The sequence below is a fragment of the Lacrimispora sanguinis genome, assembly GCF_044987295.1.
Classification (GTDB): domain Bacteria; phylum Bacillota; class Clostridia; order Lachnospirales; family Lachnospiraceae; genus Lacrimispora; species Lacrimispora celerecrescens_B.
The window spans coordinates 4994595-5008384 of record NZ_CP173277.1; the positions used below are offsets into that span (position 1 = coordinate 4994595).

The following is a 13790-nucleotide window of genomic DNA, read 5'->3' on the forward strand; positions in this document are numbered from 1 at the left end:
GCAGGTGTTTTTGCCATAATTTGATGAAGATTTTATATGTTTAAAGTGTACCATTTAAAAAATATGATACAATGAGAGAAATGAAGTTTTTAACTATACAATCTGCAGAGAGGGAGGAGACTGCAATGCCTCAAATTGACCGCCATAAAAATCGGATTGTAAATATTGAATTTGTTACTGCCGAGGATTTAGAAACTCTTCCATATAAGGAGCGCTTTACAATTATTTTTATTACAAACGGAAGTATCACAGGTATATTGAACGACCGCCCAATGAAAGTATCTGCACCAGGCGTTTTATGTTTATCGAATAAAGATACAATAAGAATATCTGACAAAAACAGTGTTTCAGCACAATCCTTCAGCTTTCATAAGGATTTTTTGAACAGTACACGGTTATCCGAAAAGCTGGACAACACTTCAACGAATCTGAGAATACAAACCGGTCTTTCGCTTTTTCGAAGAGATCATTCACAAACCGGGGTACCTCTAGTAACTGCTAATGCATATCCGAAATTATTTGAATGGTTTTTTGTGCTTGGTACAGAAGTATTTGCACAAAGCGATGCACTTTGGGTATGCCGGATAAAAAAGTACCTGATACAAATACTGGGCCTGCTTGAGAATTTAAATCGCCAGGCGGAACAATCACCCGTTGATTTAGTTTTAGAATATATTTACACGAATTATTCAAATAAAATTATATTGGAGGACTTAACCAGCTGTGCACACTTAAATCGGGTATCTTTAAATGAAATGTTTAAAGAGAGATGCGGCTGTACAGCAATGGGCTATTTACAGTTGTACCGAATGCAAGTCGCAGGGGACCTTCTGGTCCACACAGACATGAGTCTGAATGAAATTGCACGTTCCACAGGATTTGAATATGACACTTATTTTATAAAACAGTTTACTGCTAAAAGAGGGGTATCCCCTACATCATATCGGAATATTTGCCGTGAACATGCCGCATCAATATAGGGGTATTTGGATTGCTGTATTCTTAAAAATTCTTCTGCATAAAAGACCAGTGATAAGTTCCGACAAAAAATCCTTTTAACGGGCTTTTTATCTTTTTTATCTCTTTAAATCCTAACCTGGAATAAAGGCTTTTTGCAGGATTATCTTCAGCAACCGCTAATGACCAAGAAGTATAGCCTCGATCCCATAATGCCTGTTCCGCGTATTGAAGCAGCTGCTTGCCAATACCTTTCCCACGTAATGTGTCACTAACTGCAATGTGTTCTATATAGCATTCATTTGGTGTATTAGCATCTAGGAGCAACATTTTAAAAAAAAGCAGTATGGTATTCATGACACCATACCTTTTGCATAAGGAAATAATCGGTATTCGCTTATTTCCTTTTTCTTTTTTTCCGCAGCGTATTAATATCACTCCAACAATAGTTTGATTTTGTTTTGCAACAAAATGGAGATAGGCGGGATCACCGGCTTTCAAATCCCAAGAAGCATATATCATATCTTTTATATCGTGAACACTTAAATCTTGACGATGGCAAAACTTGCTTTTAAAAGAATGAACTAATAAAGCAATTACGCTTTCGAAATCTTTATCTTGATACTCTTCAATCGTAATATGATCCATGACAAGCCTTCCTTTACAAACGTTTATTTAGGTACTATACTTACCATAAACCCTTGAGCAGCTCAAGAGTCAATAGTTCGATTTTATTTTTGGGAGGGCAAGATGCGCGGATTGTTACGGATTGGACAAGTAAGCAAATTGTATGGTATATCTTTGGATACTTTGCGTCACTATGATCGAAAGGGGTTGCTTGAACCAATCGTTGATTCCCAGAGCGGTTACCGGTATTATTCTTTGGAGCATCTGGATATTCTGGAAATGATTCTGGTAGGAAAATTCACTGAAATCCCTCTGGATCAAATGAAAGAAAAAATAGATTCGGAAAGTATTAATGGATATATGTCCATGATGCAAGAGCAGAGCAGCCGTATCTATGAAAAACAAAAGATATTAAACCAGCTTGGGCAATACACTGAGGGTATGTTGGAGCTGCTGCAAACGATCGCTGAATTTCAAAATGATTATAGCTTTTCTTCCGTTGCCATTAATAAAGAGATGAATTTGACTATTTACAACGTGGATTTACAAACACTGCTGGGTGAAAATACAATCTCGCATCAAATAGATGGCATGGAATCGTTTGAGCAATGGTTCTGTTATTATGTTGAGGTAAATGGAATAATTGTAGAAAACGGCGAGACAATCGGGCTTTCCGTTCTTGACAATATGATAAATACGAACATATTGCAAAGGAGTTTAGAATTTGCATCAAAATCTGATTTTGTATCACGACATCACATAGCCGGTTGTTACGGAAGCATTTCATTTTGGGGAACTCAAAAAGATTTAATGGAATACCTATATGAATTATGTCGTCATTTTAATTTGCGCGATACCGTTCTGTTAATTAAATTTCGATTTGCGTTGCCTCATAAAAGTATGGAACATGAGTACTTTGTAGAAATTTACTTTCCACATAACCCAGCATAATCCTAATTATGTGTTGGAATCAGATTTTTAGGAGTGGAAATAAAAGGCAGAGATATTGTATAATGAGCTTGAGATGATTTGCATGAATAAAGGAGTTCATAATGAAGCATCTTTTCTGAGTTGAATTCCAATTGGAAGGGAGATATTTAAATGGAGTGTAAAATACGGGAATGGCAGATAGAGGATGCCGAAAATTTAGCATCAGTGATAAACAACAAGAAAATCCAGGATAATCTAAGAGATGGGATACCTTATCCCTATACCGTTGAAGATGCGAAAGAATACATTACCTCTATGTTGTCGGCGGACAAGGATGCGACATACACATTTGCAATTACGGTAGATGATAAAGCGATTGGAAGCATTGGAGTGTTCCGCTGTAACAACATTCATTTCAGAAGTGCTGAAATGGGTTATTATATAGCAGAATCCTATTGGGGTAAAGGAATTGGTACAAATGCAGTGAAGCAGACCTGTAAGTATATTTTCGAACATACGGATATCATACGGATTTTTGCAGAACCCTTTGCTTATAATACGGCATCTTGCCATATTCTTGAAAAGGCAGGTTTCCAGTGTGAAGGTATCCTGAGAAAGAATGCAGTAAAAAATGGGGTTATTCTCGATATGAAAATGTACGCACTGATTAAAGAGGATTAAAATCAGATATAACACGATCCATACTTTATATTAGGAAGGTGAATCCATGGGACATATTACAAGCAAAGATGCCTATAAGAATTTAGAAGAAAGAATCAATTGGTTTACACAAGGGGCTCCGCCAACGGAAAGCCTGTATAAAATTTTGCAAGTTTTATATACAGAAAAAGAAGCCAAATGGGTCGCATTATTGCCGGTTCGTCCATTTACAGCTAAAAAAGCAGCTAAAATCTGGAACACCAGTGAATGGAAAGCAGAAGCTTTTTTAGAGCATCTTTGTGAGAAAGCATTACTTGTGGATTCATTTTATAATGGGGTACGTCAATTTGTAATGCCGCCGCCAATGGCCGGATTCATTGAATTTGCATTGATGCGTACAAGAGGCGATATTGATCAGAAATATTTAAGTGAATTGTATTATCAATACATGAATGTAGAGGAAGATTTTGTTAAGGATTTATTTTTTGCAACAGAGACGTATCTTGGACGAGTCTATGTTCAGGAGCCGGTTCTGACAAGTGAAAACACAATTCATATTTTGGATTATGAAAGAGCCAGCCATATTATTGAAGATGCAGATTATATAGGCCTTGGAACCTGTTATTGCAGGCATAAGATGCTGCATGCAGGCCACCCATGTGAAATAAATGCTCCGTTAGATGTTTGCCTCACTCTTGGAAATGTGGCCCGTTCTCTTGCAGAAAATGGGCAGCATGCAAGATTAATTGATAAGAAAGAAGCAATGGATGTATTGGAGCGTTCTTATTCAGCGAATCTGGTTCAAATTGGTGAAAATGTTCGTGAAGCCCCGGCTTTTATCTGCAATTGCTGCGGTTGCTGCTGCGAAGCCCTGCAGGCAGCAAGAAAATTCAGTCCAATGCAGCCTGTGGCAACTACAAATTATATACCTAAGATTTCAGAACAATGTATAGGATGTGGTAAATGCGCAAAGGTATGTCCGGTATTGGCGATATCCATACAAAAAAGCAAAGAGGGGAAAGCAATCGCTCAGGTGGACGAGGAGGTATGTCTTGGCTGTGGTGTATGTGTGCGAAGCTGTCCTAAAAATGCCATTGAATTAGTGCGAAGAGAGGTACAAGTCATTACACCGGTTAATAGTACCCATAGGTTTGTGCTGCAAGCAATCGAAAAGGGAACTCTCCAAAATCTCATATTTGATAATCAGGCATTTGCCAATCATCGTGCGATGGCAGCAGTACTTGGTGTTATTCTTAAATTACCCCCATTAAACCAGGTAATGGCCAGCAAACAGTTTAAATCTATATATTTGGATAAATTGCTATCAAATAAGAGCACTAAAAGGTCGTAAAATGTATACAGAAATAATGAGGATTCATTTCAAGATATAGCTTACAAAAATCAAGAGGCTAAGTTTTTAGGTCTGCTTTATGGACCTGTAAACTTAGCCTCTTTTTACAAAGATGCAGAAAGCATAATCTAAAGCAACATGAGCGAACAAGTGCAATAAAAGCATATTGATCCCAGAACCCCGGATATTATGTTTAGAAAGGCGGTTAAAGGCAAGATTGACTGCATAAACACATAATCTAACAGTAGATGATCAAGAGATATTCAATAAGTTTAAAGAATTATAGAATATCTAAGGAAAAAAATGACACGAAAGAGCATATGGTGGATTTTTATTATCAAATGGGCAGGATTAATTAATATATTTAAAAGGATGATTCAATATATTTAACAGATAAATAAATTATTTTAATATTATTATTAATATTATTGATGTTTCTATTGACATATTTAATTTTCGGTCGTATATTATAATCAAATACTAATCAGGAAGGTGAAAATATGAAATACAAAGCTCCGGGTAAATGTCCCGTATGCGGTGAGAAGCTTTCCATAACCAAGCTAAGCTGTCCCAGGTGCTCTACAGCCATCGAAGGCGATTTCCAGCCTTGCGAATTTTGTCGTCTTCCAGGAGAAGATCTCGAGTTTGTCAAAGTATTCATAAGATGTCGCGGTAATATCAAGGATGTTGAGAAAGAGCTGGGTATCTCTTATCCTACGGTCCGTGGTAAACTGGATTCAGTCATAAGAGGTCTTGGGTATGAAGTATCATCAAAAGAGTTGGTTAAGGAAAGTGAAGATAAAACAGCCGCCAGAAATGAAATTCTTGATCAATTATCGAAGGGAGAAATCTCCCCGAAAGAAGCAACGGAACGGATTAAAAATCTATAATTATAGGAGGGTCAGTCAATGAGTGAACAGCAGAAAATACTGGAAATGATAGAAAAAGGGCAGATTACCGCTGCCGAAGGGATGGAGCTTTTGGAAGCCCTGAATGCGACAAAAGTAACAGAACCGATTCAAAAGGGTGAAATCGTAACAACTGCAAAACGAAATTATAAGTTCCTTAAGGTAAAGGTTACGTCGGATAACAATTCCGTTAATGTAAATGTAAATATACCGTTACGCCTGCTGACCACGATCAGTGAAATTGCTGATAAGATGACTACTATGGTTCCTGCGGATGCCAGAAGAGAGATGGAAGCAAAGGGTATCGATATTTCCAGCATAGATTTTGCAAAGATTATTGAGGAAATCATAAATGGTTCCCTGGATGACCCGAATATTGTTGATGTAGAAGCTTGGGATGAAAGCCACAATTCAATGGTAAAGGTAAGAGTTTATGTCGATTAGGGGCTGTCGTTTTCTGTGGATCAAGCTCCGGATTGAGAACAGAAGGTTAATACGTATTCCCTTTCCAATCCCCTTGTATATCTTTCAGGAATTATTGGACTGTTTTCAGGACTTATTGACAGCCACATGTATTTTTATACCGAAAGTACCTGATCAGGGTTCGTCCGCCTCAATTACCATGTATTCAGTAAAAGAACTTGTTATCATGACTAAAAAAATACTGGATTCTTTGGCTGGGGATGAACCATATGATCTTGTCGATATTACAACTGACGAAGTCAAAGTTTTAATTAAAATCAGGTAGAGCATGTCAATTGGAGGTAATAATGTCGAAACTGTTCATAAAATATATATCTATCATAATAGCAATATATCTGCTGTCATTGGTAATACCCTCGATTTATATTGGCAGTATCTCAGCGCTTCTTATTATGGGATTGGTGCTGTTAGTGGTAAACTTTATATTAAAGCCGATTCTGTTATTGATTACATTACCGGTCAGCTTGCTGACCTTAGGATTATTCAGCTTTATTGTAAATGCCTGGACGATCATGATTGCAGATCATTTTGTAACAGGTATCAGTATGGGCGGCTTTCTTAATTCACTGCTTGCCGCTTTTGTCATCGTTATCGTTAACCATATGCTAAAGGATAGAAATTAGGTGTCAAATAAAGAGGATACTCCAAAGATAACCTTGGAGTATCCTCTTAAACAATTATTAATCAATAGTCAGTTTATGAATGATCTGCTGGTGCTGGGGATATTTTGCAATCAGCTCATTTCTTTTAAATAACTCAAAATCTCTAAATTCAAATCCTGGCGATACCATGCAGCCAACCAAAGCATATCCTTCATGATTCATAGCGGAACCAAATATATAATTTTTCGGTACTAATATTTGAGGCTTTTCACCATGTTCGATGTCAAGGCCAAGCTGTTCAGTAATTAACTCTCCTTCTGGGCTAATCATATAAATCGTCAGCGGAGAACCTGAATGATAGTACCACATTTCATCAGATTTAAGTCTGTGAAAATTAGATACTTCTCCGTCCCTAAGTAAAAAATAAATACTTGTCCAAAGGATTCGTGATCCCTCAAAGTCAACCTTTAAATCATTTGAGGTTATATTTTCTTCGGACGCATAAATCTCCTTATAAAATCCGCCTTCCGGATGCGGTGTCATGTTCAAGTTCTTAATAAAGTAATCTGCGGTATTCATAGTGTTACTCCTTTCAAATTTTCCTTATTTTATTATATCTTATTATTGGGATATGTAAATTTAATTCCATAAATTTTATGCATTTAAAAGCTTTTTTGTTTCACTGTACCACGTTACTCCGCTTCATTATTTGAAGTTGCCTCTGATAAGGAATTCCGGTACTTGAGCGGAGTCATACCGTAGTGACGCTGAAATATCGTAATGAATTTACTGCAGTTAAGGTAACCCACCTGCTTTGAAACGCAGGATACGGAGAGAGAAGATTCACTTAGGAGATTGCAGGCAATGGACATACTAAGAGTACATTAGTATGGCAGTATAGGAGGTGTTTGTATCATTGACTTTCTTTATTTCTAAGGATAAAATTAAGGTAACCACCCGCAAAGAACATAGAAAGGAGCAATTTATGTTATTCGACATTTTAAAATCAAGGAGAAGCATTAGAAAGTTTCAAAACAAGGAAGTTGAAAAAGAAAAAATCGATGTAATTCTTAAAAGTGCCCTTCTGTCTCCATCATCCCGGTCCATCAGGCCCTGGCAGTTTATCGCCGTCACCGATGCGGAGTTAATCCGCCAGCTCTCTCTTTGCAGAGAACCGGCTTCTCAGTTTTTATCAGGTGCTCCTTTGGCAATCGTAGTATTAGCGGATAAAGCTTCAAGTGATGTGTGGATCGAAGATACATCCATAGCGGCAACGATTATTCAATTAACGGTACAGGATTTAGATCTTGGGTCGTGTTGGATTCAAGTAAGAGAAAGATTCCATACAGAGCAGGAGACAGCAGGAGATTATATAAGAGAATTGCTGGAAATACCTGAGCAATATCGTGTTGAATGTATGATTGCCATTGGCTATCCTGCAGAGGAGAAAAAGCCATATGAAGAAAGTACACTGCTATATCATAAGCTTCATTACAACAAATTTTGATTCTAAATAAAACAGGCTATTGCCCCCAAAAAGACCTCTTGTCGTAGGATTAGAATACGACAGGAGGTTTTAGTTATGCTTAAAAGCTTTATAATATTGGTTACATACGAACAAAAACAGGCCTGATATTGATATTATTCGATGATATATGCACTTAGAATCTCACCGTAATAAGCGGTATGAAAATCTTTGTTTGCGCCGTGGAATGAACTGTCTACATCCTGTGGGTAAAATGCGTTTCTGTAATCTTCGGTAATTTCATGCTCATCTTGCTTTTGCTTATATACAACCCTGCACTCAAGTGTTAAAGGAAGTTCCTTAATAGCCGGAACAGAAATAGCATTGGGTGTTTCAAGCGTCAGATTAAGTTCTTTAATTTTATCAATGGAATGACCGGATTTTGTCCCGCAGACCCCCAGGATCTTTTTGTTAAAATCGCCGTATGGTATATTTATCGTAAATTCCGGATTCTTTTCCAGCTGAAGTTTTGTAAAGCGATTTTCTCTAACGAAAACAGTAAAGATCGGTTTTGACCATTCAATTCCCAGAGTACCCCAGGAAATTGTCATGGAATTCACCTTGTCATCTGTCTTTGTAGTCAGCAAAACGCCTGTTTTTAGCGCTTTCATGATCTCATTTGTATAATCAAATACTTCAATCTCTCTTTTCATTGAATTATCCTCCTTGTCATTTATATTTATAATATTATGATAGGATCATTATATTAGCAAGTATGCACTTTTAGGTTAGATACTGTAAAAAAGGAGAGTGATAGCTATTATACCCAGCTTTCAGGGTCAGCGATACCAGTCTTGAACTTTTCTAAAAACAGCCCCACATGATATCCGTCAGCCACAGCATGGTGAACGGTAATCGATAGAGGCATATATATTTTCCCCTCTCTATCAAAAAATCGCCCTGCCTGTATTACAGGAAAATAATTATTGATATCAGCATAAGGTACCGGCGTGTAGCTTGTAAATTTTATCCATGGCAGCATACCTATCATAAAGCTATTCTGCGGTGGAGTATCAGGCTTAGCCAATATCCCATGGTTATCTGCATATTTATATTGATCTTCCATGTAATTGTGATAGAAAACCTCGAAATTCGGGTCATACTCCGTCCACATATTTGACATCGTCTTGTCATCTTTATGGAAGCATGCATATGAGGGATGCAAAACCTCATAATAACCCAGCTGTTCATTTAACTTGGAGATACGAAATTCCTGCTGCTCAGCGATTAGTTTTGACGCCAGATATAAATAAGCGGGGAAGAACTTTTTGTTTTGCTTTTTCATCATGTTGTAGGTGTTGGTAATGTCTGCTTCCACACTAATGGAAAACCCGGTAGGTAACATTTTCGTGAAATAATAAAAATATTGTTTCCTATCCCAGTTATCAAAATCAATGGGATGAAATGCAGTATTTAATCGTAATTCTTTATCTGTTTTATTCGGCAGATCGGTCTTTGGTTTCCAATAACGTGATCCGTTTGGCTCACGGCATAATAAACCATTATCAATAAGTTCCCGCCTGAGTATGAAATAATCTCCGAAAGTATGCCAATCTTCACAGATGGTGTTTACTTCTTTTTCTGTATAATTTTGGTTTGATTCAAATTTTTCCGCCAGATAACGGAGGGTCGCAACTCTGACGGATTGCTTTTGTGGTAATTGCGTAATTTTACCCTGATCATCAAGAAATTTATCTATTTTAATTTTATCCATATTCATTTTCTCCTTTTCAATGAAATTCTCTCCCCACGAACTATTGTAGTCCTAGATTTTTGGCTTTTCAATAAACGCTCCGTAGAGTTCTTCCATTATTGCAATATAAGTTGACAATATAGTCTAATTAGACTAAGATAAAAATGTATAAATGAATTCGATTAAATTGCTATCGTACGATACTGAAAAAGAGGGTAAAAAATGGTTAAATCATTTTTAATGCTAGGACAGTCTAATATGGCTGGCCGGGGATTTATTGACGAAGTATCCCCTATTTATAATGAAAGAATACAGATGCAGCGCAATGGCAGATGGCAGATGATGACGGAACCCATCAATTATGACCGTCCTGTTTCAGGAATAAGCCTTGCAGCATCCTTTGCAGACGCATGGTGCCAGATCAATGAGATGGATATCATTGGATTGATTCCTTGCGCGGAAGGCGGAAGCACCCTTGATGAGTGGGCTATCGATGGGGTACTTTTTAAACATGCGGTGAATGAAGCTAAATTTGCAATCCAGAATAGTGAGCTGACGGGAATTTTATGGCATCAGGGTGAAAGTGACAGTAACAACGGGAATTACAACGTTTATTATAAAAAATTACTTTTAATCATTGAAACTCTAAGGAAAGAATTGAATTCTCCCAATATTCCTATGATCATTGGCGGGTTAGGAGATTTCCTTGGCAAAGAAGGGTTTGGAAAAAGCTGCACAGAATATCATTATATCAATCAAGAGTTGCAGAAATTTGCCTTTGAGCAAGACAACTGTTACTTTGTTACTGCTGAAGGTTTAACTTCTAATCCGGATGGGATCCATATTGATGCAGTTTCGCAAAGAAAATTTGGTCTAAGATATTTTGAAGCATTTGATAAAAGGCAGCATATCATGGAGCCATTGGTGAATGAAAATGAGCTGATAAAACGAATCGACACCAGGACTCATACAAAAGCTGAAAGGATCCATATCAAAAGCAAGGATTTTGCATTAGGAAAAATATCGTTTGAGGAATTCCAATCTCAAATCACACAAATCAGTAATGATTAACTTTTTTATGAGGAGGCAAATTTTTTGATTCCGCTGTTAATATTAGGCTTGTTAAAGCAAAACCCAGGTTCTTATGGTTACGAACTATTAGCTCTAATGGAAGATAATCATTACAAATATATCGTGAACTTTACGAAAGGATCCTTTTATTACAATCTTCAACAATTAGAAGAAAAACAACTTATTAAAAAGATTGATGTCGATAAGAGCGATTGCACCAGAGAAACCCACAATTATATTATTACTGAATTGGGAAATAAAGAATTTGAAAAATTAATGTTTCAGTTTGGTTCGAAAACAGAGTATGTAAATTTATCATTTTATACTACGATGTTGTTTGCCAATGAATATAAGACGGAGGATTTTATACAATTAATAGAAATGCAGATTATGCAAACGAGAGAGAAGATCACTTTATTAAAAAAATCCCTTGAACAAGATTATGAGAACCCTGTCTATTTTAAACACATGTTGAAAAATTCACTTGCTCACCATTTGGTAAATGTTGAATGGTATGAAGGACTGTTAAATGAAATTATGTTGAAATAGAAACACATATTCAGTATAATATTGTTAATACACCAACGGGTGGGAGGATAGGCCATGAATAAAGAAGAACAGGTCTTAGCGGAATTCTGGGACTTATTTAATAAGAAGATTTGGCTTGATGCATATAAGATGAAAGAAAGCCTTAAAGAATATAAGCCTTCTGAAATCCATTGCATTGAATACATCGGAAAAAGTGAAGATTCCAACGTGACAAAGCTTGCAGAGACCTTTTATATGACCAGGAGTGCCATAAGTAAAATAACGAAAAAACTCATAGAAAAAGGCCTTATTGATAGCTATCAGAAGCCGGATAACAAGAAAGAAATTTATTTTAGGCTTACGGAACAAGGGAATGCTATTTACAAAGTCCATGAGAAACTGCACAAAGAGTTCCAGGATCGGGATAAGGCGGTATTTGAACATATATCGGAAAAGCAATTAGACAGTATGATTGGTTTTGCGGAAAAATATAATAAGCATTTGGATGCAGAAATAAATAAACTGGGAGTAGATCTTAAGTCGGAATGCTTTGATAAATTATAATTGTGCCATAATAAAACTACATGCAGCCCAACTCTATTGAGAGCGGGCTGTATTTTTTATTGCTGTTTTTTGTTGACAGGGACACAAAAAAGTGATAAAGTATGTTTCCGAGGACACAAAAAGTGCCGCGAAAGGAGAATAAACTATTATGCAAACGAAAGCCATATTATCGAAAGATTTTATACTTGTAGCAATCGGTCAGATCATTTCCTTGTTTGGAAATCAGATTCTAAGGTATGCGCTTCCTCTTTACCTGTTAAATCAAACGGGCTCGTCTGTTTTGTTTGGGACAATTCTGGCCAGCTCTTTTATTCCTATGCTTATCCTGTTTCCCATAGGAGGAATCATTGCTGACCGTGTGAACAAAAGAAACATCATGGTGATTATGGATTTTAGCACAGCACTGCTTATTACCCTGTTTTGTCTGATGGTAGGGAAGATAGATGTTGTTCCGCTTATGACAATTACAATGATAATCCTGTACGGTATACAGGGCGCATATCAACCGGCGGTAAAGGCAAGCGTACCTGTTCTGGTGGATACAGAAAATATTATGCAGGCCAATTCCATTGTTGATTTAATAAGCTCACTGGCCGGTATGGTCGGGCCGGTAATTGGCGGTATATTATTTTCCATTGTTGGGTTAGCGCCCATTCTATATGTAAGTATCGGCTGCTTTTTCGTGGCTGCCGTAATGGAAATCTTTATCCATATTCCATTTAAAAAAAGGCAGGCAGAAGGAAATATAATCATTACTGGTTTTAACGACTTAAAAGAAAGTTTTGGTTTCATGTTTAAGGAGCAGCCGATTTTGTGGAAGCTGTCATTAATTTTTGCTTCGATCAATCTTTTCTTGACTTCTCTGGTTTTAATAGGAGTCCCAGTTCTGATTACGCAGCATCTGGGATTTGCTCCTAATACTGCCAATCGGTTATACGGATTTGCACAGGGTATCATCGCTGCCGGATGCATATTAGGAGGTCTGCTCGCCGGAGTATTTTCTAAAAAACTAAAATCAAAGACGAGTCCATTCCTCTTAATGGGCTGTGCACTTTCTATTCTTTTAGGAGGGATTGCACTTCAGGTTCTAAAAGGGCCGATGACGATTTATATCGTTTTGCTTTTGGGATGTTCTCTGATGTTGGTATTGTCAACATTATTCCAAATACAGGTAATGACATATCTGCAGATATTAACACCAAAAGAATTAACCGGGAAAGTCATTTCTTGTGTTATGTGTATTTGTATGTGTACGAATCCTCTTGGACAGTTCCTCTATGGTATTGTGTTTGAAAAGATAGGAAGCAGTACATACCTTCCTTTTTATATAGCTGCCTTGATCATGTTAGGAATTAGTGTCTTTACCCGCCCCATGTTCTATGGAATGGATCAGCCTGGTCTTAACGAGCATCAATCTCGCGGATGAGGTTGACCATTTCAATGGCTCCAACCGCACAGTCAAAGCCTTTGTTGCCGGCTTTGGTGCCTGCACGCTCGATGGCCTGCTCGATGTTTTCTGTAGTCAGCACACCAAACATAACAGGAATATCACTGCTTAAGGATATACTGGCAATGCCTTTGGACACCTCATTGCACACGTAATCGTAGTGAGATGTGCTGCCGCGAATGACTGCACCAAGGCAGATCACCGCATCATATTTCCCGCTTTTTGCCATTTTAGAGGCAATTAGCGGAATCTCAAAGGCTCCGGGAACCCATGCGATGTCTATGCTCTCATCACTGACCTCATGGCGCTTTAATCCATCCAAGGCACCGCTTAATAATTTTCCGGTTATGAATTCATTGAAACGTGCAGCAACAATGCCGATTTTAATATCCTTTGGTACGAGTTTTCCTTCAAATGTTTTCATTGTAAGCTCTCCTTTAGAAA

The 13790-nt window shown here is 37.4% G+C and carries 18 protein-coding genes; 12 read left to right on the forward strand and 6 right to left on the reverse strand.

Annotated features, from left to right (window positions below; translation table 11 throughout):
• Positions 1-71 precede the first annotated feature (71 nt).
• Positions 72-980 carry a helix-turn-helix domain-containing protein gene (locus ACHZES_RS23315; RefSeq protein ID WP_395547647.1) on the forward strand — a complete coding sequence of 303 codons (909 nt, stop codon included), beginning with the start codon at positions 72-74 and terminating at the stop codon, positions 978-980.
• A 22-nt stretch (positions 981-1002) separates the two neighbouring features.
• On the opposite strand, the gene ACHZES_RS23320 is transcribed toward ACHZES_RS23315, so the two are convergent.
• Entirely contained in the window at positions 1003-1605 is a 603-nt protein-coding gene (locus ACHZES_RS23320) for a GNAT family N-acetyltransferase (protein WP_395547646.1), read from the reverse strand.
• A 102-nt stretch (positions 1606-1707) separates the two neighbouring features.
• Between ACHZES_RS23320 and ACHZES_RS23325 the strand changes: the two genes are divergently transcribed.
• The 6 genes from ACHZES_RS23325 (at position 1708) to ACHZES_RS23350 (ending at position 6539) form a co-directional block, all read left to right on the forward strand.
• Positions 1708-2535, forward strand: coding sequence for a MerR family DNA-binding transcriptional regulator (locus ACHZES_RS23325; RefSeq protein WP_154521144.1), 828 nt, complete (start codon positions 1708-1710; stop codon positions 2533-2535).
• A gap of 150 nt (positions 2536-2685) precedes the next feature.
• Positions 2686-3195, forward strand: a complete 510-nt coding sequence (locus ACHZES_RS23330) for a GNAT family N-acetyltransferase (protein ID WP_154521142.1) — start codon at positions 2686-2688, stop codon at positions 3193-3195.
• Positions 3196-3241: 46 nt separating this feature from the next.
• Entirely contained in the window at positions 3242-4525 is a 1284-nt protein-coding gene (locus ACHZES_RS23335) for a 4Fe-4S dicluster domain-containing protein (RefSeq protein WP_154521140.1), read from the forward strand.
• A 500-nt stretch (positions 4526-5025) separates the two neighbouring features.
• Positions 5026-5415, forward strand: coding sequence for a DUF2089 domain-containing protein (locus ACHZES_RS23340; RefSeq protein ID WP_038279777.1), 390 nt, complete (start codon positions 5026-5028; stop codon positions 5413-5415).
• An 18-nt stretch (positions 5416-5433) separates the two neighbouring features.
• Positions 5434-5877, forward strand: a complete 444-nt coding sequence (locus tag ACHZES_RS23345) for an SHOCT-like domain-containing protein (RefSeq protein ID WP_038279775.1) — start codon at positions 5434-5436, stop codon at positions 5875-5877.
• A 326-nt stretch (positions 5878-6203) separates the two neighbouring features.
• Positions 6204-6539 (forward strand): phage holin family protein, encoded by a 336-nt coding sequence (locus tag ACHZES_RS23350; RefSeq protein ID WP_038279770.1) that lies wholly within the window; start codon positions 6204-6206, stop codon positions 6537-6539.
• A 57-nt stretch (positions 6540-6596) separates the two neighbouring features.
• On the opposite strand, the gene ACHZES_RS23355 is transcribed toward ACHZES_RS23350, so the two are convergent.
• Complete coding sequence (locus ACHZES_RS23355; protein WP_038279767.1) at positions 6597-7097, reverse strand: cupin domain-containing protein; 501 nt, start codon at positions 7095-7097, stop codon at positions 6597-6599.
• Between the two features lie 113 nt (positions 7098-7210).
• Complete coding sequence (locus ACHZES_RS23360) at positions 7211-7390, reverse strand: helix-turn-helix domain-containing protein (RefSeq protein WP_395547645.1); 180 nt, start codon at positions 7388-7390, stop codon at positions 7211-7213.
• Positions 7391-7503: 113 nt separating this feature from the next.
• On the opposite strand from ACHZES_RS23360, the gene ACHZES_RS23365 reads away from it, so the two are divergent.
• Positions 7504-8025: a nitroreductase family protein gene (locus ACHZES_RS23365; RefSeq protein WP_395547644.1), complete on the forward strand. Its 522-nt coding sequence runs from the start codon at positions 7504-7506 to the stop codon at positions 8023-8025.
• Between the two features lie 134 nt (positions 8026-8159).
• Here ACHZES_RS23365 and ACHZES_RS23370 read toward each other — a convergent pair whose 3' ends face one another.
• Together ACHZES_RS23370 and ACHZES_RS23375 are read right to left on the reverse strand one after the other, a co-directional pair.
• A complete protein-coding gene (locus ACHZES_RS23370) occupies positions 8160-8696 on the reverse strand; it encodes a flavin reductase family protein (protein ID WP_395547643.1) in 537 nt (178 codons plus the stop codon).
• 107 nt (positions 8697-8803) lie between these two features.
• On the reverse strand, positions 8804-9757 hold the full coding sequence (locus ACHZES_RS23375; RefSeq protein WP_395547642.1) for a CatA-like O-acetyltransferase: 954 nt from the start codon (positions 9755-9757) through the stop codon (positions 8804-8806).
• Positions 9758-9958: 201 nt separating this feature from the next.
• Here ACHZES_RS23375 and ACHZES_RS23380 point away from each other — a divergent pair, with 201 nt between their 5' ends.
• The 4 genes from ACHZES_RS23380 to ACHZES_RS23395 all read left to right on the forward strand — a co-directional run bounded on the left by ACHZES_RS23380 (position 9959) and on the right by ACHZES_RS23395 (position 13325).
• Positions 9959-10807 (forward strand): sialate O-acetylesterase, encoded by an 849-nt coding sequence (locus ACHZES_RS23380; RefSeq protein WP_395547641.1) that lies wholly within the window; start codon positions 9959-9961, stop codon positions 10805-10807.
• Positions 10808-10831: 24 nt separating this feature from the next.
• Positions 10832-11356, forward strand: coding sequence for a PadR family transcriptional regulator (locus ACHZES_RS23385; RefSeq protein WP_395547640.1), 525 nt, complete (start codon positions 10832-10834; stop codon positions 11354-11356).
• A 54-nt stretch (positions 11357-11410) separates the two neighbouring features.
• Positions 11411-11899: a MarR family winged helix-turn-helix transcriptional regulator gene (locus ACHZES_RS23390; protein WP_395547638.1), complete on the forward strand. Its 489-nt coding sequence runs from the start codon at positions 11411-11413 to the stop codon at positions 11897-11899.
• 148 nt (positions 11900-12047) lie between these two features.
• Complete coding sequence (locus tag ACHZES_RS23395) at positions 12048-13325, forward strand: MFS transporter (protein ID WP_395547637.1); 1278 nt, start codon at positions 12048-12050, stop codon at positions 13323-13325.
• Here ACHZES_RS23395 and ribE read toward each other — a convergent pair.
• Positions 13300-13770 (reverse strand): 6,7-dimethyl-8-ribityllumazine synthase, encoded by a 471-nt coding sequence (ribE, locus tag ACHZES_RS23400; RefSeq protein ID WP_154521126.1) that lies wholly within the window; start codon positions 13768-13770, stop codon positions 13300-13302. The genes ACHZES_RS23395 and ribE overlap by 26 nt on opposite strands.
• Positions 13771-13790: the final 20 nt, after the last annotated feature.

Coding starts and splice junctions, on each gene's coding strand:
- ACHZES_RS23320 (WP_395547646.1), bottom strand. CDS start 1,605: ATGGATCATATTACGATTGAAGAGTATCAAGATAAAGATTTCGAAAGC.
- ACHZES_RS23395 (WP_395547637.1), top strand. CDS start 12,048: ATGCAAACGAAAGCCATATTATCGAAAGATTTTATACTTGTAGCAATC.
- ACHZES_RS23325 (WP_154521144.1), top strand. CDS start 1,708: ATGCGCGGATTGTTACGGATTGGACAAGTAAGCAAATTGTATGGTATA.
- ACHZES_RS23390 (WP_395547638.1), top strand. CDS start 11,411: ATGAATAAAGAAGAACAGGTCTTAGCGGAATTCTGGGACTTATTTAAT.
- ACHZES_RS23340 (WP_038279777.1), top strand. CDS start 5,026: ATGAAATACAAAGCTCCGGGTAAATGTCCCGTATGCGGTGAGAAGCTT.
- ACHZES_RS23380 (WP_395547641.1), top strand. CDS start 9,959: ATGGTTAAATCATTTTTAATGCTAGGACAGTCTAATATGGCTGGCCGG.
- ACHZES_RS23345 (WP_038279775.1), top strand. CDS start 5,434: ATGAGTGAACAGCAGAAAATACTGGAAATGATAGAAAAAGGGCAGATT.
- ribE (WP_154521126.1), bottom strand. CDS start 13,770: ATGAAAACATTTGAAGGAAAACTCGTACCAAAGGATATTAAAATCGGC.
- ACHZES_RS23350 (WP_038279770.1), top strand. CDS start 6,204: ATGTCGAAACTGTTCATAAAATATATATCTATCATAATAGCAATATAT.
- ACHZES_RS23360 (WP_395547645.1), bottom strand. CDS start 7,390: ATGTCCATTGCCTGCAATCTCCTAAGTGAATCTTCTCTCTCCGTATCC.
- ACHZES_RS23375 (WP_395547642.1), bottom strand. CDS start 9,757: ATGGATAAAATTAAAATAGATAAATTTCTTGATGATCAGGGTAAAATT.
- ACHZES_RS23330 (WP_154521142.1), top strand. CDS start 2,686: ATGGAGTGTAAAATACGGGAATGGCAGATAGAGGATGCCGAAAATTTA.
- ACHZES_RS23365 (WP_395547644.1), top strand. CDS start 7,504: ATGTTATTCGACATTTTAAAATCAAGGAGAAGCATTAGAAAGTTTCAA.
- ACHZES_RS23355 (WP_038279767.1), bottom strand. CDS start 7,097: ATGAATACCGCAGATTACTTTATTAAGAACTTGAACATGACACCGCAT.
- ACHZES_RS23335 (WP_154521140.1), top strand. CDS start 3,242: ATGGGACATATTACAAGCAAAGATGCCTATAAGAATTTAGAAGAAAGA.
- ACHZES_RS23315 (WP_395547647.1), top strand. CDS start 72: ATGAGAGAAATGAAGTTTTTAACTATACAATCTGCAGAGAGGGAGGAG.
- ACHZES_RS23370 (WP_395547643.1), bottom strand. CDS start 8,696: ATGAAAAGAGAGATTGAAGTATTTGATTATACAAATGAGATCATGAAA.